The sequence below is a fragment of the Halomonas sp. SH5A2 genome (genome assembly GCF_014263395.1).
In the GTDB taxonomy this organism is placed as follows: domain Bacteria; phylum Pseudomonadota; class Gammaproteobacteria; order Pseudomonadales; family Halomonadaceae; genus Vreelandella.
The window spans coordinates 1,635,869-1,655,515 of record NZ_CP058321.1 but is presented as its reverse complement, the minus strand read 5'-3'; the positions used below and the strand labels follow the sequence as shown (position 1 = coordinate 1,655,515).

The following is a 19,647-nucleotide window of genomic DNA, read 5'->3' as shown; positions in this document are numbered from 1 at the left end:
ATTAGGCCGCTGTCACCGTCTTACTCAGGAGTCGCATTTCATGCCCACCCCTACGCCCCAGCGCAGTTGGCTCGCTGCCCTGGCGATTTACCTGCGCGCCCCGGTCATTACCATGCTGTTTTTGGGGTTTTCCGCGGGACTGCCCTTCTTGTTGGTGTTCTCGACACTTTCCGCCTGGCTACGCAGCGACGGTGTAGAAGTCGCAGCGATTGGCTTTTTCGCTTGGGTAGGCATGCTCTATTCGATCAAGTTCTTCTGGGCACCGGTGGTCGACCGCCTGGCACTGCCGGTCTTGACCCGCCACTTCGGCCAGCGACGTGGCTGGATGCTACTTGCCCAGGCAATGATTGCGACGGGGCTCGTTGGCCTTGCCGGGTTGAACCCGCTAGGGAATCTGGGGTGGGTCGCCGCCTTTGCGCTGCTGGTGGCCTTTGGTTCCGCCACTCAGGATATCGCCATTGATGCTTTCCGCATCGAATCCGCGGACGACGATGTGCAGGCGGCCATGGCGTCAACCTATATCATCGGCTATCGCGGTGGGCTAATTGCCGCCGGGGCATTGGCGCTGTATGTCGCCTCGGCGGTGTCCTGGCAGGTGGCGTACCTGACCATGGCGGCCCTGGTAGGCGTCGGCGTTGTGACGGTGCTGCTGCGCCCGGAACCCAAGCGGGCCTCATTGACGGTGCAGTTGATTCACGAACCCAAGGTGCGGGCCTTTATTCGTGCCAGCCGTGGCCAACCCAAAATGCTGCGCCGAATGGGCGCCTGGGTGATTGGCGCCATCGTCTGCCCGTTCACCGACTTTTTTAGTCGCTATGGGCTCAAAGCGCTGTGGCTTCTGGTCTTCATTGGGGTGTTTCGTATCAGCGATCTGGCCATGGCCTCGATGGCCAATCCGCTCTACATCGATTTAGGGTTTTCGCTGGAGACCATCGCCAACGTGACCAACGTGTTTGGCATCGTGATGAGTATTGCGGGGGGCATTCTCGGCGGCCTGCTGGTGGCGCGCTACGGCATTGGGCCGCTTTTGATATTTGGCGCGGGCATTGTCATGGTCACCAACCTGCTGTTTGCAGCACTGGCGCTGATCGGCAATCAACTGCCTATGCTGGTGCTCACCATCACCGGCGACAACCTGGCCAACGGCCTGGCCAGCGCGGTATTTATCGCCTTTCTTTCCAGCCTGACCTCGCGCGCCTATACCGCCACCCAGTACGCGCTGTTTTCTTCGTTAATGACGCTACCCGGCAAGTTTCTCAGCGGTTTTGGCGGGCTTGTGGTCACTGACCAGGGCTACGCCAGCTTTTTCGTATTGGCCACCCTGCTGGGCCTGCCCGCCATTCTGCTGGCCATCTGGATCAATCGCGACAAGCAGCTTGTTCCCACTCCCGTCGCGGCCACCCGTTAACACTTAGCGACTCGCGGGGCGATGGGCGTCGAGCCAGTCCAACGCCCCCTGGGTCGTCCGCCACTGATCGCGCATCAACGTGCGGTACTGCCAGGCCTCGGCTCGCGAGCCGGGGTCAACCTGGCCGTCGGGGTGGGGCATTACCGGGCGAGGGTTTTCAGCGCAAATCATGTCCAGCGTATGGCGGTTATGGGCGACCACCTCCTTGAGCGAGCGCTCTGCGGCTTCGTGATGGCCAAGGCGATATAGTGCCAGCGTGCGGCCCATCAGCAGCCCCAGCTCCAAAGAGCTATCGCCGCTGGCTTGCTCGGTGAGCGCCAGCGCCTCTTCGTTGCGGTCGTCACGCAGTAGTTGATCCAGCACCAGCTCGCTCAGCCCCAGGCTATCTTCCTGATCGATCGCCAAGAGCTCTTCAGCCAGTTCCCGGGAATGCTGACGCGCGCCACGCTCCATGCCCACTACCAGGGCCAACCCAATGCGCAGCAGGATGGCATTATTGGCATCGTCCCAGCGTAGGCTACCTCCGCCCTCAGCGCGTGCCTGGGTCAGCCAGCGCGAGAGACGTTTGGCCAGCGGTGCGAGTAAACTGGGCGCCATCCACGGCAGGCTACCGAAACGGCTGGTGAGAGCCAGCGTCAAGTCCTGCACCACTTGGGGCGCATCCAGCCATTCGGGGTGGGCGCACAACGCCGACATCCACTCCACCGCATTGCCCCATGGCTCGCCACGGAAACCCAGCGCCACGTCATCGTCAACCATGACCTGAAACTGCTCGTGCCAGGCGGCGAACAGCGTCGCTTCGCGTGCGCTGACGTGGTACTCCAAATGCCCGCTATCGGGATTGGGGGTGATGTCGATCTTCGGCGCAGTGGGTAGCGCGGCGAGCAGCGCCTGCAATGAAATTAACGGTGTTGCCAGGTCTTCTTCAGCGCTGAGCAACTGATCCGCCAAGGTAGCACCGGGGTTATCGGCAAGTGCCGCCAGGAAATCGAGCTGATCTTCGTCAAGGTCGCCCTGCCGGACCAAGCGGCGATACCAGAAATTAGCACGCTCCTTGGCTTCGCGCTCGTGCCCTTCATGCAGCAACAGCATGGCTTCGATATACGCAAGCGTGGGCGAGTCAGGCAATGCCTGCTGGGCTTTGACAAACGCGGCACGGGCGCTGTCCAGGTCATCGTTGTCTAGGTGCGTCAGGCATAGCCGTTCAAGTGCCACCCCGCGCAGGAACAGCGGCCCGCGTTCAAGGACGTCATCAAGCAGGTCGGCGCGTTTGCGGGTAAAACCGCGCTCCTGGTAAATATCCAGCAGAATTTCAAACGCAGGCTCAGCCTGCTCGGGCAGCCGTGACCAGTCGCTGCCATCGAACAGCGATTCGAGAATCTGCATGGCGCGGCCGCTTTGGCCACTTTCTGCGGCAATCAAGCCGGCTTCGAGCAGTGCCTGAGGCAACGCACGCTGACTATCCAGCGCCGCTTTCAGGGTCGCACCCTTCCACTCGCGTAGTGAAAGCATCCACATCATCTGCTCGGGGATTTCAGTGGGGAATTCGACCCGCGCGCAGCACTGCTTGAACTTGTGGCCAGAATCGCACCAACAGGGTTCGTTCTGACCCGGCGTGGCAAGGGGCTCGCAGGCAAAATCCAGCCGTTCCAATGGCGTTTGCGACCATAAAATGGGGGCAAGCGCCTGAGCCGTCGCCAGATCATCATTAAAATATTCCGCCCCCTCGGCACGCACCCAGGTCATAAAATCGGGATAGTGTTCATCCTGCCTGATTGCCGAGAGTGCCCCGGAGGCAAATCCCAGCAGCTGATCGACCCATACCGCCAGCATTGCCGTCTCCACTTATAAAAGACCCTATTGAAAAGCGACATAGTCTAGCATGACCATTGGGGGCACGCAGAGAGGATTGGCGAGATCGCCAAGGCTGCCAGCGGGCAACGCTTTTACCCAGTCAGCCAACGTTTATCAGGAGAGTACCCCAATGGACACATTGACACTAACCACCTGCCAAGGCGCCGAAATAACGCCTCACATCCAGGCACTTGCCCGCCTACGCATTGAGGTATTTCGTGATTTTCCCTACCTCTACGATGGCGATCTAAGCTACGAAGCGGATTACCTGGGACGCTACGCGGATAATCCGGACAGCCTGTTCGTTCTGGTATTCGACGGCGACTCACTGGTTGGCGCAGCCACCGGACAACCCCTGGCCGATGAAGTCGACGAATTCCGCCACCCGTTCGAGGCTAACGGCATCGCCCCCTCCAGCGTGTTTTATTACGGCGAATCGGTGCTACTTCACGAATACCGTGGCCGCGGCATTGGCAAACGCTTCATGGCCGAGCGAGAGGCGCATGCCAATCTCAGGGGATTTGATATCGTGGCGTTCTGCGCTGTCGAGCGCCCCGCCGGCCATCCACTGGCGCCATCGAATTATCGTCCGCTGCATGGCTTCTGGAATGCTCAGGGCTACCAACGCCACCCTGAACTCGCCACTACTTTCGCCTGGAAAGATATCGGCGAGAATGATGAAAGCCACAAGCCGATGGTCTTCTGGATGAAGCGTCTCGATTAAGCCGCTCGGGCCCATTCAAGCAAAGGCGCCGTCCGCGAGTGCATATCAAGGCGTGCCTGCAAGCGCACCAGATTCCAGTAATGGCCGTTAAGGGCACGGGAAAGCAGCAGCGTATCGGCGGGGGGCTGAAGACGGTCCATGGCCCCCCAAACCTTGGGCGTCAGCTCGCGCAGGCGGCGATGGACGCGCACATCGCTGAAGTCCTGCTCACCGGGGCTAAACAGCGGCGCCACACACTCGGCGGACTCGCGGTAAAGCGACAAGGGGGCGCCCTGCCCTTGGCGGCCACCCATTTGCATCAGCGCTTCATCCATCGCCATCGGATCATGGGCAAGGGTCGCATCGAGGAGTTGCATCATCGCTTTCAAGCGGGTCTCGGGCACTGGAATCACCGCGCCAAAGTCGTAAATCACCAGCCGGCCTTGATCATCGGCCGCAAAATTACCCGCGTGCGGGTCGGCGTGCAGCTCGCCGTAGGTGAACAATTCCTCAGTGATCCAGTCAGCCAGGGCCACCGCAACCCCTTGGCGGATGCTATCGTCGGCGCTCTCCAGATCGCGTAGCGGTGTGCCATCGACAAAGCGCATCGCGAGCACGTGCTGCCCCGAGAGATCAAACAACGGCTCAGGAATGACCAGGCGCGCGTCCTGCTGATAACGCTCGCGGTAGCGAGCCATCGCGTCGGCTTCGGCACGATAGTCGAGCTCATCGCGAAGCCCCACCGCCAACTCTTCAAACAGCGCATCCAATCGCGCCTGCGGGACCTTGAACCAGCGACCCAGGCCCATGATGCGTCTTACCTGCTTCAGATCGCTTTCCAGTACATCCGCCAAACCGGGGTATTGCACCTTGAGCACCACCGTCTCGCCTTCGTGGGTCACTGCCTTGTGCACCTGCCCCATGGACGCGCTGGCAAAGGGCCGCTCTTCGATTTCGCGAAAGTGCGTGTCCAAATCACCGTACTGCATCACCAAGGCTTCACGAATACGCGGCCAGGGCATCGGCTCCGCCTGGCGCTGAAGGCGAGATAGCTCCTCCGCCAAATCCGGCGGCAGCAGGTCATCCCACTGGGACATGATTTGCGCCAGCTTCATGGCCGGGCCTTTCAGCTCGGAGAGACCCTCGAATAGCGCCTCGCCCAGGGCCCGCCAGTCTGCCTGGCCACCTAAGCGTGTCTTGAGTAGCGCCCCGCCGGTGCGTGCACCCAACCCCATCAAGCGTCGTGTTCTTCCGCGATCTCGCATTTAAGTCGCCTCGTTGACAATCTGACATGCAGCTTACGCAATCCGGCTAAATTATACAAAAACTATACGCATAATCCACACACATCATTTTCAAGACAATCTTTCACTATGCTCAGCGGCATGCGCGGTCTGTTACCATATTCAAACGTTATCTTGACTCAACGCCACCTATGCAAGGCTAACCCGCATGCGCTTGATTATCGCCGAAAAACCCAGCCTTGCCCGGGCGATTGCCGAGGCGCTCCCCGGCAGCGCCAAGCGCCAGGATGGCGCGATCAGTTGTGGCGATACCACGGTCACCTGGTGCCTGGGCCACCTGCTGGAACAGGCGGCACCGGAAGCCTACGACCCCGCTGATAAACAGTGGCGATTGGACCGACTGCCCATTGTGCCGCAGCAGTGGAAACTGATGCCGCGCTCAAAAGCGCGCGGACAATTGGCGGTGATTCGAAAGCTGATCAAACAGGCCAACGAGGTCGTTCACGCCGGTGACCCGGATCGCGAAGGCCAGTTGCTGGTACAGGAAGTGATCGACTATATGAAGTATCGCGGCCCGGTACAGCGGCTGCTGATCAGCGATCTCAACAAGCCTGCAGTAAGCCGCGCGCTGGCCAAGCTGCGCTCCAACGCTGACTACCAGCCCCTGTTCCAGGCGGCCCAGGCACGCGCCCGTGCCGACTGGCTGTATGGCATCAACCTGACCCGCGCCTGGACGCTCACCGGCCGCCAGGCGGGCCACGACGGCGTGCTTTCCGTAGGTCGCGTACAAACCCCGGTGCTGGGTTTAATCGTGCGTCGCGACAACGCCATTCGAGATTTTGTGCCCCACCCGTTTTACCCCTTGTGGGTGGATCTCAAGGTCGCCCAGGGCCAGCTTCACGCCTGGTGGGCACCCAAGAAACACCAGCCGCTTGATGATCAGGGGCGCTTGATTGACCGCACGCCGGCTGATTCTTTAGCGGCTCAATTACCCGGTGCTTCCGGTCAACTGACCAAACTCGACCAGCAGGAAAAACGCCAGGCACCGCCGCTGCCCTACTCGCTCTCTGCCCTTCAGGTAGACTCCGCCCGCCGTCACGGGCTTTCCGCGCAGGTGGTGCTGGATATTTGCCAGCAGCTATACGAGCAGCACAAGTTGATTACATACCCACGATCGGACTGCCGCTACCTGCCCGAAGAGCACCTTCCGCTGGCCCAGCGCAGCCTGAGCGGCGCCTGCCAGAACGATGAAACCCTTCACCAGTGGCTGAAAGGCGCGGACTTCTCGCTACGTTCCAAGGCCTGGAACGACAAGCAGGTAGGTGCCCACCACGCCATCGCACCCAGCGGCAAACCGGCAGATTTCAGCCAGCTCTCTACGACCGAAGGGCATGTCTTTCGACTGATCGTGCGCAACGTGATGGCCCAGTTTTACCGCCCGCTGCGCACCTTTGAGGTAAAGGCCGAGTTTTCGCTGCTTAATGAAGCCTTCCGCGCTCGCGGCCAAAGCATTCTCGACCCCGGCTGGAAACCGCTATTCACTACCCGCGATGAAAGCCCGCCGCTGCCGCCGCTCACCCAAGGGGAAGCCTGCCAAGCGCTTGGCGCAGGCGTTGAGGAGAAGGAAACCCGCCCGCCGGAACCCTTCACCGATGCCAGCCTGATCAAGGCAATGATGAACATCGGCCGCTACGTGGACGACCCAGCCGTGCGGCGCACCCTGCGCGACACCGACGGCCTGGGCACCGAAGCCACCCGCGCAGGTATTATTGAAACCCTGGTACAGCGCGGCTACCTGGTACGCCAGCAAAAGGCCCTGCGCGCCACCAAGCTCGGCAGCGCCCTGATCGCCGCCCTGCCTGAAGCGGTCAGCACTCCCGAACGCACCGCACTTTGGGAACAGCGCCTACGCGCTATTTCCGAACGGCAGGACGACGCCAACGCCTTTCAGCAGGCGTTACTGGATGACTTGCGCGGCCTGCTCAGCCATAGCGACGCCACCAAGTTACGCAACAGCCTGCAAACGGCACAAGGCGAAGCCGGTGGCCCGGCGAAGCGCACAAGCAAGCCGAGAAAACGTAGAGGGAACGTGAAACGCAAACCTGCCAAGCAAGACTCATAGTCAACAGGCTGATGCTTGAAACCTCCAGATGCATTAGACAGACTGTCACCAGATATCAACAAGTGGTGACGATTTGTCTGACACTGACTCTACCCTATCCCCCAGGGCGCAACTCCAGACCCTTTTCCGCCAGCACGGCGGCCAACTTCGCCTGAGCGAGGCCCTGGCTCGGGGTTTCAGCCGGTACCAGTTCTATCAACTCCGGGATGAAGGGCTGATAGAACCAGTCAGCCGCGGCCTGTACCGGCTGGTGGATCTGCCGCCCACTGAAAACCCGGACCTTGTCGCCGCCGCCACCCGATTTCCCCATGCGGTGCTCTGCCTGATTTCCGCGCTAGACTGGCACAGCATGACCACGCAGATTCCCCATCAAGTACACCTTGCGGTGGAGCGGGATGCCCGCCTGCCGGTTTTGGACTATCCGCCGGTGGCCGGTTACCGGTTCTCTGGGCAGGCCTTCAGTGAAGGTGTTGAGAAGGTAGAGGTGGACGGCGTTACGCTACAGGTTTACAACCCGGAGAAAACCCTGGCGGACTGCTTCAAGTTCCGTAACCGTATCCGCATGGATGTGGTGCTGGAGGCCCTGGAACTTTACCGCACCCGCAAAACCTTCCTGCCTGGGAAGCTGATGAAATACGCCAATATCTGTCGCGTCGCCAAGGTCATGGCGCCTTATGTGGAAGCTAAGCTGTGAAGAAAGCTACCGCAAAGTGATAGGAGATAATCGTGACCCAAAACATCACCGCATCTATTCGCCAGAAATTGCTGAACAAACCCCGGACCATGGCGTCGACAGGTCAAGGGGGCGTGAATCAATTCGCGAATATGATTCAGCCCGCACTAGGGTGAGATCGTTGCCATGGCGTCCTCCAGCGACACGGTATTGCACTCATGAACATCCATAAGCCCCTGAACAACAGCAAGGCGGTGTCATTTAGGACTCAAAGTCAGTGTGAAACAGCAATATCGACCAGGTGAGTCGGCGGCAATAAATCAAGGCTTGCTTTCATAGTGCGCACCTCTTCCGCTGGCGGGCGGCCAAAGAAACGCTTAAATTCGCGGCTAAACTGGGAGGGGCTTTCATAGCCGACCCGGCTAGCGGCGGCGGCTGCCGTCACCCCATCACGTATCATTAACAGCCGCGCATGATGTAAACGGGTCGATTTAATGTACTGGATGGGCGATGTCTGGGTGACCGCCTTAAAGTGAACGTAAAAGGCTGGGGCGCTCATGCCTGCTTCACTGGCCAGACTGGCGACTTCCAGCGGATCGGCATAGTGGGCATGAATACGGTTCAGCGCCTTAGCGATTTTGCCAAATTGGCCATAATGGGAGAGTGCTGATCGAACATTGCCTCCCTGCACTCCCGTCAATACTCGATAGCAGATTTCCCTGACGATAAAAGGAGCGAGTATATGCGCTTCCGTTGGGGAGGAAAGCGCACTAAGCAGCCGCAACGTTGCATCAGCCAGCGGCTCTTCCAGTGGGGTGGAGAGCATCCCACGCGGCACCTCTAATGCCCGCCCCCCTGATGCCTCCAGCATCGTCAACAAATCAGCGATCACCACGGCATCCAGGCGGATCGCAATTCCCAACATTGGCTCTTCAGGGCTGGCTTCTGTTTCCGAGGTAAATGGCAGGGGCACCGATAACACCAAGTAGTGCTGTGCATCGTAGATATACACCTCATCACCCAAATAGCCACGCTTTCGGCCCTGGCAAATGATGACAATACTCGGTTCGTAAAGCACCGAGGTATTTTTCAGTGGGCGGTTAGAGCGCATAAAACGTATGCCATCCAATAGCGACTGGGTATAGCCTTCGTGAGGTGCCAGTTGGTATAGCCACTCGACGATCTTACTGTAAACCACAGCATCGCTCTTCACTGTCATGTTAACCACCTCTGTCATGCGCGCCGCACCGGAATAAACTCGCCGAGCCGGGCACTTAGTAAGAGTAATATACATGCTTGGTGGCTTAATTCGCCGCACGCTGTTAACAATCAAATAGGATTAGGCAGTAATGCAATAGGATCGCTTATACAGGTATCTGCCGCGGCAGCTTAATCTTCTCAAGGTCAACCACAGAGAGGATTACCCAATGACTGCGTTATCAGCCCCATCATCTAAAGTTGTTTTATTAACCGGAGCCAGCAGCGGTATCGGTGAAAGCACTGCCCGCTGGCTTGCTGGTCAAGGGCACCGCTTGATCATTGGTGCACGCCGCACCGACCGGCTCGAAGCATTGACCCACTCCCTGTGCGCAGAAGGTGGCTCAGTGGATTTTCAAGCACTGGATGTCACTAACCTTAATGACGTGCAGGCGTTTGCGGATTTCGCGCTCAATGCCCATGGCCGCATTGATGTAATCATCAACAACGCTGGCGTGATGCCACTCTCCCCTTTAGCAGCGCTCAAGGTTGATGAGTGGAATCGCATGATCGACGTCAATATTCGCGGTGTACTCAATGGCATTGCGGCGGTTCTGCCGACGATGCAGGCCCAGAAAAGCGGTCAGGTGATCAACATTTCTTCCATCGGCGGCCTCACTGTTATGCCCACCGCCGCCGTTTATTGCGCTACCAAGTATGCGGTACGCGCTATTTCCGATGGACTACGTCAGGAAACCGACAATATCCGCGTGACCTGTGTTTACCCAGGTGTGGTGGAATCGGAACTGGCCAACACCATCACCGACGCTGAAACCGCAAAAGCGATCGACCTTTTCCGCCAGACTGCCCTCAAGCCCGAAGCAATCGCCGCTGCCATAGCCCATGCCATCAACCAGCCCGATGACGTCGACACCAGCGACATCGTAGTGCGGCCCACCGCCAGCCAATAACAGCGCATACGTTACGCCCGGGCTGTTGCCGGGTGTGCGCCTTAGCACGAGTGATTTCATATGCCAAAAAACAGACCTCCCATTTATTGGAAACGGGCACTGGTGGTCGCTGGCATTATCACTATTTTTCCAGTGACCACCACTGCTCAAACCAACCCAAACGAAGGAAATTCCCCTATGGCGGACCACCCGTATATTGGAATATGGGTCACTAAAGATGGGCAAATTCGTCATGAACTTTCAGCCGATAATCGTTACGAAGAGGCCCGCGGTAAGCGTGAAAGCGCTTACCAAGGGCACTATCAGGTGACGGGTAACTATATCGAATACTGGGACGACACCGGCTTTACTGCAGATGGCGAGTTTATAGATGGCGTACTGTATCACGCCGGTATGGTGTTATATCGCAAGGAGTAATTTTCAAACCAAGTTGGGCTCTATGAAACCCGGGGCGATTTAGTTCCCCTCAATGACGACAGTGGTCCGAGATCAAGCATCAGAATTATCGTCATCATCCTCAGAGGTTGAAGCTTTTTTCTTGCTGATGGGGCGCGAAAAGAAAGGCACCACGTAAAGCACCATCCAGGCCAGCAGCGTACACAAAACGGCTGTCTGCTCACGCCCAAGACCAACGGCTACCCCGATGGCGGCCGTCAGCCAAATGCCAGCTGCCGTGGTGAGCCCTGACGTCGCCTGCTCATCTTGTCGGGTAATGATAGTGCCGGCACACAGAAAACCGATGCCTGCAATCACACCTTGAATGACACGACTCATCTCTGAATCCGAAATACCCGCTTGCTCAGGGATAAAGATGAATAAAGCAGCGCCCATGCAGACCAGCATATGCGTCCGTATACCGGCCGGCTTGCCTCGCTGCTCTCGCTCGAGCCCCAACAGGCCACCGAGAACAGCCGCCAGTAGTAGCCGTACTACCACAATGACAAGCTCACCCACATCGTTAAATTCCGAAAACTCGGAGATTATGATGTCACTAATAGCCTGCACTTTTTAGCTCCTATACGTCCTGTTTGATAGTCCATGATCTACACGTCAGTGCGATTGCGTATACAACCCACCTGGCACCGACTTCACCCACTCGCGTATAGCCAGAATCGTCGGATCGTGCTGGCGACTTTCCGGGTAGACCAAAAAGAACGGCTTGCCTACCAATTCCGGGCCGAACGGTTGTACTAAGCGCCCTTCCTCTAATTCATCCTTAATCAACTGACGGCTCATCAGCGCTACGCCCTGCTCACCAACGGCGGCAGAAATAGCGTGGGTCTCGTCGGAAAATACCAGCCCGGCACTAACATCCAACCCCGGCACCTTTGCGTGTTTCTGCCAGAGGCTCCAATTCAGTGGCGCAGACACTTCTCCCTGAGGGCGAAAATGAATCAACGGGTGCAGAGGCAGCTTTGCTATATCGTGCAGGCCAAGGCGTGGGCTACAGGTCGGGACAAAGGTGTTATCAAAAAGTTTCTCCGCTACCAACCCCGGCCAACGGCCATCGCCATAGCGAATGGCAATGTCTGCCGTTACCCCACCTAGCGTTACGGGCTCGTGAGACGCATGAATACGCAAATCAATGTCTGGATGCGAGTCGCGCAGCAGGCAAACCCAGGGCAGCAACCAGCGCACCGCGACCGCTGGTGTCGTGGAAAGCGTAATGGTTTGGCGAACGGGCACAGCGCTTAGCCGTTCGACCACCTGACTGATGCTGTCAAACGCGCCTTCCAACACCTGCAGCAGCTCGCGACCCTGGGAAGTCAGCTCCAACTGGCGGGGTTTACGCACAAACAGAGAAACGCCCAGCGACTCTTCTAGCCCTCGAACCTGGTGACTGATGGCAGTGGCGGTAACTGACAGCTCTAGCGCCGCCTGCTTGGCGCTCTCATGGCGGGCAGCCGCCTCAAAAGCTCGAAGTGCCGAAAGTGAGGGTAACCGACGATGACTCATGAGTGAATATTACTCATCTATTGCTGCAAAAAAAGATCGTTTGTTTGGGCTAACAGGCAAGTCCTACGCTAAGCCTGTTGTTAAGCATAGATGAGTTGAACTCAGATTAGGAGACCAATCATGCCACATATTCTGCAAATAGATGCCAGGCCCGCCCCGGTATTGCGGGAACCGATAATCACGGCTCTCACAGCCGCCATTTGACCCACCTATTCGTCAGTCAGTGGCAATCAAAGCGACCGCAAGACCCGATCACCTATCGCGATATTGGCCAAAACCCGCCGTCTTTTATCAGCCACGACTGGATCGCGTCAGCATTTACGCCTGAAGACCAGCGAGAACTCTGGATGAAGGAAGCGTTGGCAGAAAGCGACTTATTGGTAGATGAATTAATTGCTGCTGATATTGTGGTGATTGGCGCGCCGCTCTATAACTTTGGCATGCCAGCCGCCCTCAAGGCGTGGATCGATCAAGTAATAAGGCTTGGCCGCACAATGGATTTCGATGACACCAATCCCATTGATACTCCTATCCCGAAGCTTACTGATCGGCCAAGGCATGCTGTCATTCTTAGCGCTAGAGGCAGTATCGGCTTTGAACCTGGTGGAGAAATGGCGCATATGAACCACCTGGAACCAAACCTCGCCACCGCGCTTGGCTTTATCGGCATTACCCGACTCCACTACATCGCCATAGAGGGGCAGGAAGCTGGCGGTGAGCTACTGGCAAACTCTGTTGCCGAGGCGGCAGGCAAGGTTGAAGCGCTGGTCGATGAACTGCAGATGTCGTTAGAGACCGTTTCGATATCCGAACCGGCCTAGATCCCCAATAAATAGGTGCGGTGATCGCTAACCCAGTTATATCCGCACCTTTTGAATCTATTTAGCACTAGCGGCGAGCCGTGCACCTAAAGCCACAAACAGCGCTCCTAGACTTCTATCCATCCATAAACCAACGCGGGGTTTGCTTTTCAGAAAAGCACCTAGCTTAGCGCCCGCCAGTACCAAAGGAGGTTCTATTACCGCAGCGACCACGATAATCAAGCTGCCATGCAATAAAAGCTGTGCCTCGGCAGGGCCAGCACCCTCGACGATAAATTGCGGCAGAAACGCCAGGAAGAATACGGCCACTTTGGGGTTTAGCGCTGACACCAGCATTCCCTGCCAATAAACCGAAGATAGGCGCTTAGGGCGCTGCTTTTCTGCTGCAATAAATTGATCGCCCCGTGAGAGCAGCATTTTAACGCCCAGCCATATCAGGTAGGCCGCCCCCACCCATTTAACAATCGAAAAAGCTAACGCAGATGTAGCTAGAATGGCCGAAAGGCCAACGGCGGCCATCACTACATGCAGCGCGGCACCCGTCCAAATCCCAAACATGGCGGCAACACCATGACGTCGTCCACTGCGCAATGTTTGCCCCAATATATAAGCAATATCTGGCCCTGGAGAAAGGTTCAGCAGCACCGCCGCGGAAAGAAAAGTCATCCAGTGAAGCACTGTGTACTCAAACACAATTATTCCCCTTATTTTTGCACGAAGCCAATAAATGAAACGGCTCCAAGCCTAGGATAATCACACCAGCTTTTTAATTAGCCGCTCGATTTAAAGATTTCGTTTCATTCATAAAATTAGCAACCTCTCATTTAAAGCTAGCATTATCTTTATTTGGCTTTAAATATGCAGCTTTTTTCTTGCGTATTGAGCCTGAAAAAAAAGGCACTACGTAAAGCACCAGCCAAGCTAAAAGTGTGCACAATACCGCAGTCTGCTCACGCCCCAGGCCAACCGCTATGCCTATGGCCGCCGTGAACCAAATGCCCGCTGCTGTGGTAAGCCCCGTTGCAGCCTGATCATCCTTCCCGGTGATGATACTTCCGGCACACAGAAAGCCGATCCCGGCAATAACACCTTGAATAACTCGACTCATCTCCGAATCAGAAATACCTGCTTGCTGGGGAATTAATATAAATAGCGCAGCACCCATGCAAACAAGCATATGGGTACGTATTCCAGCCGCCTTGCCGCTCTGTTCACGCTCAAGGCCCAATAACCCACCTAGAAGGGCAGCCATCAGCAACCGAACTATTAAAACAATAAGCTCACTTAAATCATTAAAATCCGAAAACTCAGAAATAACGACACTGCGGATCAATTCCATTTTTTCATTCCTGTAAGCTCACTCATAAAAAACCCAACGAAATAGACAACCCAGGTAGCGTGGGTCAACAGTTCTCTTCCAAAGCGGATGCGAGGTAGTGTGACGCATACGCGCTGTCTGGTCACGAATGTGATGTTGACACTCTTCAAACGGGTGGTCATGGTTTTCAGAAAGCAGGCCCTTATGCTTAGTCATAGCCTGACAGCGTTGCCAAAAACTGCCCGTTCCCGACGGGTACTGTGCAGGTAGTGACATCAGAGTTTGCCGCAACCAGCGCCATAAAAGCCGCCATTTCATCTGCATGAGAGGTGGCATTATCGACGACGAGCAGCCCGCCCTTGCGTAATAAACGTTTGATGGTGGGCCACCAGGCCAGATACTCCGAGCGTTTGGAGTCTAGAAAGATAAGATCACAGTTTTCATCATGCATGGTTTCAAGCAGACTGCCCGCCTCCCCGCGGAGCTGAGTGATAACCGCAGAAAGACCAGAGCGCTCAAAGTTATTGGCGGCTAGTTCAAGCTTGAACTCAGATTGCTCAATTGTCGTAACATGCCCGCCAATATTTTGCGCCGCTTGAGCCAGCCACAAGGTGGAGTATCCGTTAGAAGTGCCAATCTCAAGCACACGCTTTGCGCTGGTTGCCTGAACCAGCACTGAAAGAAACTCCCCGGTATCGCGGGTAATATTCAGCATTCGCCGAGGACGGTCAGCGATAGCGGTGTCGTTATCTTGACCAAATTGCTCTAATTCGACTAATAACGCTTGTAATGACTCGTTCACACCCTCTCCCTTCCCCCAATTTTTAGCTAAATCGTCAACCAACTTACCAGGTTTCATCCGCACCCGGCGGCCCCACACCAATCTGCACATCAGGGGCAATATCCAAGACGCCTTCGATATGTTTTAGACGCTCAGCCGTGACATCATCGGCCGACCCGGTAATACAGCCGATCTCCTCGAGTATCTCCTTGATGGTCAACCCCTCCTCACTCAGGCGTGTGGCGATGTCATTGATCGATTGATCGTTGGAAATCGTGATTATCCATAACGCTATCTTTGCCATCGATCATTCCTTTCTAGGGTGCTTGTACCAACCCCGCACCAACGTGGGATTCAGGCGATGGCAGCCCTTTCACCGAAGCCACCAACTGTTGCCACAGCTTCATTCCACGTAGTGAGGCGTCAGACTGCGCCCAGAGGGCCGCACAGCCTGCCACATGTGGCGCTGCCATGCTGGTGCCACTAATCGTTTTATGGCGAGTGGGCCGGGGCCAGGAAGAGAAGATATCGCGTCCTGGAGCGGCAATCTCGATTTTGCCATGATTTGAAAAACGGGAAAGCTTCAGGTTCGGATCGAGAGACGCCACAGACATCACTGTGGGCGAGTTGGCCGGCGCGCCCGTGCTTGCAGAGGAATTGCCTGCGGCAGCGATAATCAGGCACCCATTACGCAGTGCCGCTTCGCCAGCATGGGTATAAGCGGCTTGCACCGGGCTCTGGCTGCCAAGCGACATCGAGATCACTTCGCAGCGATTGGCAATCGCCCAGTTCAAGCCTGCGAGCACGCCCGCCCCGGTGCTGCTGCCTGAGTTAGTTAACACCTTGCCGACCAACACCTGAGAATCGAAAGCGATACCGTAACGTGACGTACTTTCAGAAGGCACTTTTGGGCCACAGGCCGTACCGATACAGTGCGTGCCGTGCCCATTGAGATCCTGAACCGGCTCCCCGACGAAAGATCGGGTAACAAACTCCCTGCCAGCGAAATCCGGGTGACCAAGATCCATGCCGGTATCAAGCACGGCGACTTTAATGCCAGCGCCACTCCAACGGCTTTGCGGCACCTTGCACCGAGCCAGCCCCCAAGTCACCTCAAGTGCGTCTGTCTCACGCGATTCTTCGCGCTCGTCACTATCAAGTTCAACGCCGAGGTCGCGCGCAATGGTACTTGCTGCCCGCAAAAAGCCCCGCAGGTAGTCGGCGTTTCTAGAATCAGAGTTTTTAAAATCAGAGCCTTCAGAAAACGCAAAATATTCGGGCTCAATGATTTCTATCGGGCTTTGCGCTGAAATCTCGTCCAAAACGCTCATCCCGTGCTGTTCTAAGGCGTCACCGCCAACCAGCGCTACACCCAGCTCCGGGAACACCAACGCCTCGGCATCCCCAGTGTCTTCCAGGCTGACCGCCTGATCGGCAAAATCACGGGCATCGGCCACCCGAAAGTTCTGGGCCTTCAGCGCCTTAATGCCTTCTTCTACTCTTCCCTTACGGTAACTGATAAGAAAGCGCCCCGTTTCAAGGCAGCTACCGCCACGCTCCAGCGCGGCCAGCAGGAGTTTCTCGGTGCCGCAGGAAACCGAGTTAAGTGACTCGCTCTGGCCGGAAGCCGAGCTGTCGCTTCCTTGAGGTTTTTTAGCCATCCCAGGCCTCCTTTGCGTTTGGCCGTAAAGCGTTACGTCTCAAGTGCTTGACCATGGAAATCCATGTCTTGTCATGCAAAAACCCACGGTTTCAGCTTAACGCACCTGATGAACTTCGCCAGATTGGTTGGCCTTCGACGTCTGTAGATAAAAAGTAACGTCGGCTATTGGTCTCCAAATACCCGAAAGCAGGCAGAGGAGCTGAAAGCTATTCTTTTAGTTCAGGAAGATAAAGCGTCTCAGCGAGCCCATTTATTCGGCCGCACCACCCACCAGCTCGCCAGCACTAAGCCGCCAAATACGCTGTAAACCACACCAAACACCCAGTCCGGCGCGCTGTAGTAAAGCAGGCTATGCAGCCAATGCTGAATAAAAGATCCAGCATAAGTGGCCGCCCCCGCTTCGGCTCTGAGCGCCATTTCCCAGGTCGTCAGCGGGCAGATCATTCCCAGCCAGGTTTGCCCCACTACGTAGCCGATGGCGCATAAGTGCACGATGCGAAAAACGCGATGACGCACCCACTGCCATTTCAGGAAATACCCTGCGTAAATAGCCAACAGGCCCAATACCACGAAGGCGACAAACAGCACGTGGAGAATCAGGACTGCATCTGCCAGCAACAGCAATAGCCACTGTTTAGATATCACCATTCAATCCATAGACGCTTCAAGCCCGCAACGGCAGCGCTGCGCCAATTGCCATGAACAGACCTCCGCAAACGCGATTAAACCCTCGCCCAGCACGTTCCAACCAGTGCCGAATGCGGCTAGCGGCGCTTGCCAGGATGAACTCTGCCAAAAATTCCGTCATCACGAAGGTCGCAGCCATGATGACAAACTGGTGCACCAGGCTGTTTTGTGGGTCAAGAAATTGCGGCAAGAAGGCGCTAAAGAACAACAGCACCTTCGGGTTTGTTATCGACGCCAACGCTCCCTGGCGGAAAAGCAACCAACCGCTGGACACACTTTCGTCAGCATCAGCCGTTGTGGAAATCGGTGGTGAACGCCATACCTGAATACCCAGCCAGACAAGATAGGCGCCACCTACCCACTTGAGTACGGAAAGCCATATAACGGAGGACTTGATCAGGGCCCCAATGCCAAACATGCAAAGGGCTATAACGATGACAAACCCTATCGCGCCGCCCGAAATAGTGAACAACGTCTTGCGACTTCCGTGAAGCACTCCATGCGTCAGCGCAAGAAGCCCATTGGGGCCGGGCGACAACGACAGGCCCACACAACTAACAAAATAGATTAACCACATATCAAGCTGCATTGATAAACTCCCGAATACCCACCATAACGAGCCTAAGGGATACGAGCGCGAACTGCATGCCATGAAGGATAATCCTTGCATATCTAGCCGGTGGAATGCACTTTTTAAAACGCGGCTGATACTGGCTTACGCGGCGCTCGTTGTATTCCTGCGCATCTCGGGAAAGCGCACACTCTCCAAATGTTGATTCACTTCGGCATTTTTGGGTGGCCGTCCTGGTGGGTGCAGGCGTGGAAGAACGAAGATGAAATACGTCCGGCCGTTAGCTCGGTGGATGCAATAGACCCTAAGATTTTCATAAGCTGGCCTCAGGATTCTGAGCCTAACCACAGAGGATGGATTCATGGCTCAATCAAAGCTATTCACCATGGACAGGCTTCGCTTTGCTTTTAGTCGGATTAACGAGCATCTATGGGTCAAGCCACTGCTGCTTTGCGTGCTTTCTATTGGTGGTACATTCATCGCCATGCTCGCCGACAATATAGGGCTTTCTAGAGTGGTGCCCGACATCACTTTAGATTCTGTTGAATCGCTCCTGACCATCATGGCATCGAGCATGCTGGTTATCGCGACATTTGCCGTCGGTTCCATGGTTGCTGCTTATGCATCTGCCAGCACCGGGGCAACCCCCCGCTCCATACCGCTGGTGATTGCTGACGACGTTACCCAGAACGCGTTGTCCGCGTTTATCGGCGCCTTCATCTTCAGTATTGTTTCGCTGATCACCGTTAAGAATGACATGTTTGATGCTGCAGGCAGGTTTGCGATCTTTGCACTGACCCTTTTGGTGTTTGCCATTGTCATCATCACATTCGTTCGCTGGGTGGACAGAATTGCCCGACTGGGCAGAGTGGTGAATACTATTGAGAAAGCGGAGAAGGCAGCTGGCGACGCACTGGAGCGTCGCCGGCATGCTCCCACGCTGGGGGCTCTGACAGCCTCTCCATATCAGGCCGCTGACAAGGGCGCTCCCATTTGTTCTTCAACGGTTGGCTATGTTCAGCATATCGACCTGGAGACGTTACAATCCTGTGCTGAAGCGCACGATTGCCACGTAACAGTAGCGGCACTGCCAGGTACCTTTGTACATACACGACTTCCGCTGCTACTTGTTGAGGGGGACATTGAAGAAGGTAAAGCATTCGAAACAGAGGCTTTTGCTAGTGCCTTCACGATTAGCTCAAGCCGCACCTTTGAAGATGACCCCCGATTCGGGCTTATTGCATTGTCCGAAATTGCCGACAAGGCACTGTCGCCGGGCATCAATGACCCGGGAACAGCGATCAATGTCATTGGCACGTTCGTGCGGCTTTTTACCCTTTGGCAATCTCCCGTTGAGAAAAATCAATTACAGGCGATTACCTACGACCGTATATCAGTGCCAGAACTGATGATCGACGACCTATTCGACGACGCTTTTACGCCCATAGCCCGTGACGGTGCGGGTATAATCGAGGTTTCGATCAGATTGCAGAAAGCTCTCTTTGTTTTGGCTCAGGGAGATGACCAGACAATGGCTGCAGCCGCCAAAAAGCACTCAAGAATGGCATTGGCCCGCTCAGAAAGCGTTATGTCGCTTCAGGACGATATCGATGCTGTGCGCAGAACTGCTGAGTTTTCGGCATTGCCACCATTAACAGAACCAAGCTCACCATAACGG

Annotated in this window: 20 protein-coding genes; 8 read left to right on the top strand and 12 right to left on the bottom strand. The window is 56.0% G+C overall.

Features of this window, described 5'->3' with window-relative positions; translation table 11 throughout:
• Window positions 1–40: 40 nt before the first annotated feature.
• The gene (locus HXW73_RS07655; RefSeq protein WP_186255636.1) at window positions 41–1,408 is read left to right on the top strand and encodes an AmpG family muropeptide MFS transporter; all 1,368 of its coding nucleotides are present in this window, start codon (window positions 41–43) and stop codon (window positions 1,406–1,408) included.
• 3 nt (window positions 1,409–1,411) lie between these two features.
• On the opposite strand, the gene HXW73_RS07650 is transcribed toward HXW73_RS07655, so the two are convergent.
• Window positions 1,412–3,241 (bottom strand): SEC-C domain-containing protein, encoded by a 1,830-nt coding sequence (locus HXW73_RS07650; protein WP_186255635.1) that lies wholly within the window; start codon window positions 3,239–3,241, stop codon window positions 1,412–1,414.
• Window positions 3,242–3,392: 151 nt separating this feature from the next.
• On the opposite strand from HXW73_RS07650, the gene HXW73_RS07645 reads away from it, so the two are divergent.
• The gene (locus HXW73_RS07645) at window positions 3,393–3,986 is read left to right on the top strand and encodes a GNAT family N-acetyltransferase (RefSeq protein WP_186255634.1); all 594 of its coding nucleotides are present in this window, start codon (window positions 3,393–3,395) and stop codon (window positions 3,984–3,986) included.
• Here the strand turns inward: HXW73_RS07645 and HXW73_RS07640 are convergent.
• Window positions 3,983–5,230 carry an ABC1 kinase family protein gene (locus tag HXW73_RS07640; protein ID WP_186255633.1) on the bottom strand — a complete coding sequence of 416 codons (1,248 nt, stop codon included), beginning with the start codon at window positions 5,228–5,230 and terminating at the stop codon, window positions 3,983–3,985. The two genes, HXW73_RS07645 and HXW73_RS07640, sit on opposite strands and share 4 nt — an antisense overlap.
• Before the next feature lie 187 nt (window positions 5,231–5,417).
• On the opposite strand from HXW73_RS07640, the gene HXW73_RS07635 reads away from it, so the two are divergent.
• Together HXW73_RS07635 and HXW73_RS07630 are read left to right on the top strand one after the other, a co-directional pair.
• Window positions 5,418–7,331 carry a DNA topoisomerase III gene (locus HXW73_RS07635; RefSeq protein ID WP_186255632.1) on the top strand — a complete coding sequence of 638 codons (1,914 nt, stop codon included), beginning with the start codon at window positions 5,418–5,420 and terminating at the stop codon, window positions 7,329–7,331.
• Between the two features lie 73 nt (window positions 7,332–7,404).
• A complete protein-coding gene (locus HXW73_RS07630; protein WP_186255631.1) occupies window positions 7,405–8,025 on the top strand; it encodes a type IV toxin-antitoxin system AbiEi family antitoxin domain-containing protein in 621 nt (206 codons plus the stop codon).
• A 253-nt stretch (window positions 8,026–8,278) separates the two neighbouring features.
• Here the strand turns inward: HXW73_RS07630 and HXW73_RS07625 are convergent, their stop codons facing one another.
• Window positions 8,279–9,223 (bottom strand): AraC family transcriptional regulator, encoded by a 945-nt coding sequence (locus HXW73_RS07625; protein WP_186255630.1) that lies wholly within the window; start codon window positions 9,221–9,223, stop codon window positions 8,279–8,281.
• A 208-nt stretch (window positions 9,224–9,431) separates the two neighbouring features.
• On the opposite strand from HXW73_RS07625, the gene HXW73_RS07620 reads away from it, so the two are divergent.
• Together HXW73_RS07620 and HXW73_RS07615 are read left to right on the top strand one after the other, a co-directional pair.
• Complete coding sequence (locus tag HXW73_RS07620; RefSeq protein WP_186255629.1) at window positions 9,432–10,172, top strand: SDR family oxidoreductase; 741 nt, start codon at window positions 9,432–9,434, stop codon at window positions 10,170–10,172.
• 177 nt (window positions 10,173–10,349) lie between these two features.
• Window positions 10,350–10,589 (top strand): Atu4866 domain-containing protein, encoded by a 240-nt coding sequence (locus HXW73_RS07615; RefSeq protein ID WP_240538740.1) that lies wholly within the window; start codon window positions 10,350–10,352, stop codon window positions 10,587–10,589.
• Between the two features lie 72 nt (window positions 10,590–10,661).
• Here HXW73_RS07615 and HXW73_RS07610 read toward each other — a convergent pair whose 3' ends face one another.
• A complete protein-coding gene (locus HXW73_RS07610) occupies window positions 10,662–11,177 on the bottom strand; it encodes an MgtC/SapB family protein (RefSeq protein ID WP_186255627.1) in 516 nt (171 codons plus the stop codon).
• Between the two features lie 45 nt (window positions 11,178–11,222).
• Complete coding sequence (locus tag HXW73_RS07605; protein ID WP_186255626.1) at window positions 11,223–12,128, bottom strand: LysR substrate-binding domain-containing protein; 906 nt, start codon at window positions 12,126–12,128, stop codon at window positions 11,223–11,225.
• 200 nt (window positions 12,129–12,328) lie between these two features.
• On the opposite strand from HXW73_RS07605, the gene HXW73_RS07600 reads away from it, so the two are divergent.
• A complete protein-coding gene (locus tag HXW73_RS07600; RefSeq protein ID WP_342211944.1) occupies window positions 12,329–12,949 on the top strand; it encodes an FMN-dependent NADH-azoreductase in 621 nt (206 codons plus the stop codon).
• 57 nt (window positions 12,950–13,006) lie between these two features.
• On the opposite strand, the gene HXW73_RS07595 is transcribed toward HXW73_RS07600, so the two are convergent.
• The 7 genes from HXW73_RS07595 to HXW73_RS07565 all read right to left on the bottom strand — a co-directional run bounded on the left by HXW73_RS07595 (window position 13,007) and on the right by HXW73_RS07565 (window position 17,987).
• Entirely contained in the window at window positions 13,007–13,642 is a 636-nt protein-coding gene (locus tag HXW73_RS07595; protein WP_186255625.1) for a LysE family translocator, read from the bottom strand.
• A 127-nt stretch (window positions 13,643–13,769) separates the two neighbouring features.
• The gene (locus tag HXW73_RS07590) at window positions 13,770–14,288 is read right to left on the bottom strand and encodes an MgtC/SapB family protein (RefSeq protein ID WP_186255624.1); all 519 of its coding nucleotides are present in this window, start codon (window positions 14,286–14,288) and stop codon (window positions 13,770–13,772) included.
• Between the two features lie 187 nt (window positions 14,289–14,475).
• Entirely contained in the window at window positions 14,476–15,069 is a 594-nt protein-coding gene (locus tag HXW73_RS07585) for an O-methyltransferase (RefSeq protein WP_186255623.1), read from the bottom strand.
• A gap of 43 nt (window positions 15,070–15,112) precedes the next feature.
• The gene (locus HXW73_RS07580; RefSeq protein WP_186255622.1) at window positions 15,113–15,352 is read right to left on the bottom strand and encodes a hypothetical protein; all 240 of its coding nucleotides are present in this window, start codon (window positions 15,350–15,352) and stop codon (window positions 15,113–15,115) included.
• A gap of 13 nt (window positions 15,353–15,365) precedes the next feature.
• A complete protein-coding gene (locus tag HXW73_RS07575) occupies window positions 15,366–16,709 on the bottom strand; it encodes a S8 family serine peptidase (RefSeq protein ID WP_186255621.1) in 1,344 nt (447 codons plus the stop codon).
• Between the two features lie 239 nt (window positions 16,710–16,948).
• Entirely contained in the window at window positions 16,949–17,359 is a 411-nt protein-coding gene (locus HXW73_RS07570) for a DUF2784 domain-containing protein (protein WP_186255620.1), read from the bottom strand.
• A gap of 16 nt (window positions 17,360–17,375) precedes the next feature.
• A complete protein-coding gene (locus tag HXW73_RS07565) occupies window positions 17,376–17,987 on the bottom strand; it encodes a LysE family translocator (RefSeq protein WP_186255619.1) in 612 nt (203 codons plus the stop codon).
• Between the two features lie 343 nt (window positions 17,988–18,330).
• On the opposite strand from HXW73_RS07565, the gene HXW73_RS07560 reads away from it, so the two are divergent.
• Window positions 18,331–19,644, top strand: a complete 1,314-nt coding sequence (locus tag HXW73_RS07560; protein WP_186255618.1) for a DUF2254 domain-containing protein — start codon at window positions 18,331–18,333, stop codon at window positions 19,642–19,644.
• Window positions 19,645–19,647 lie beyond the last annotated feature (3 nt).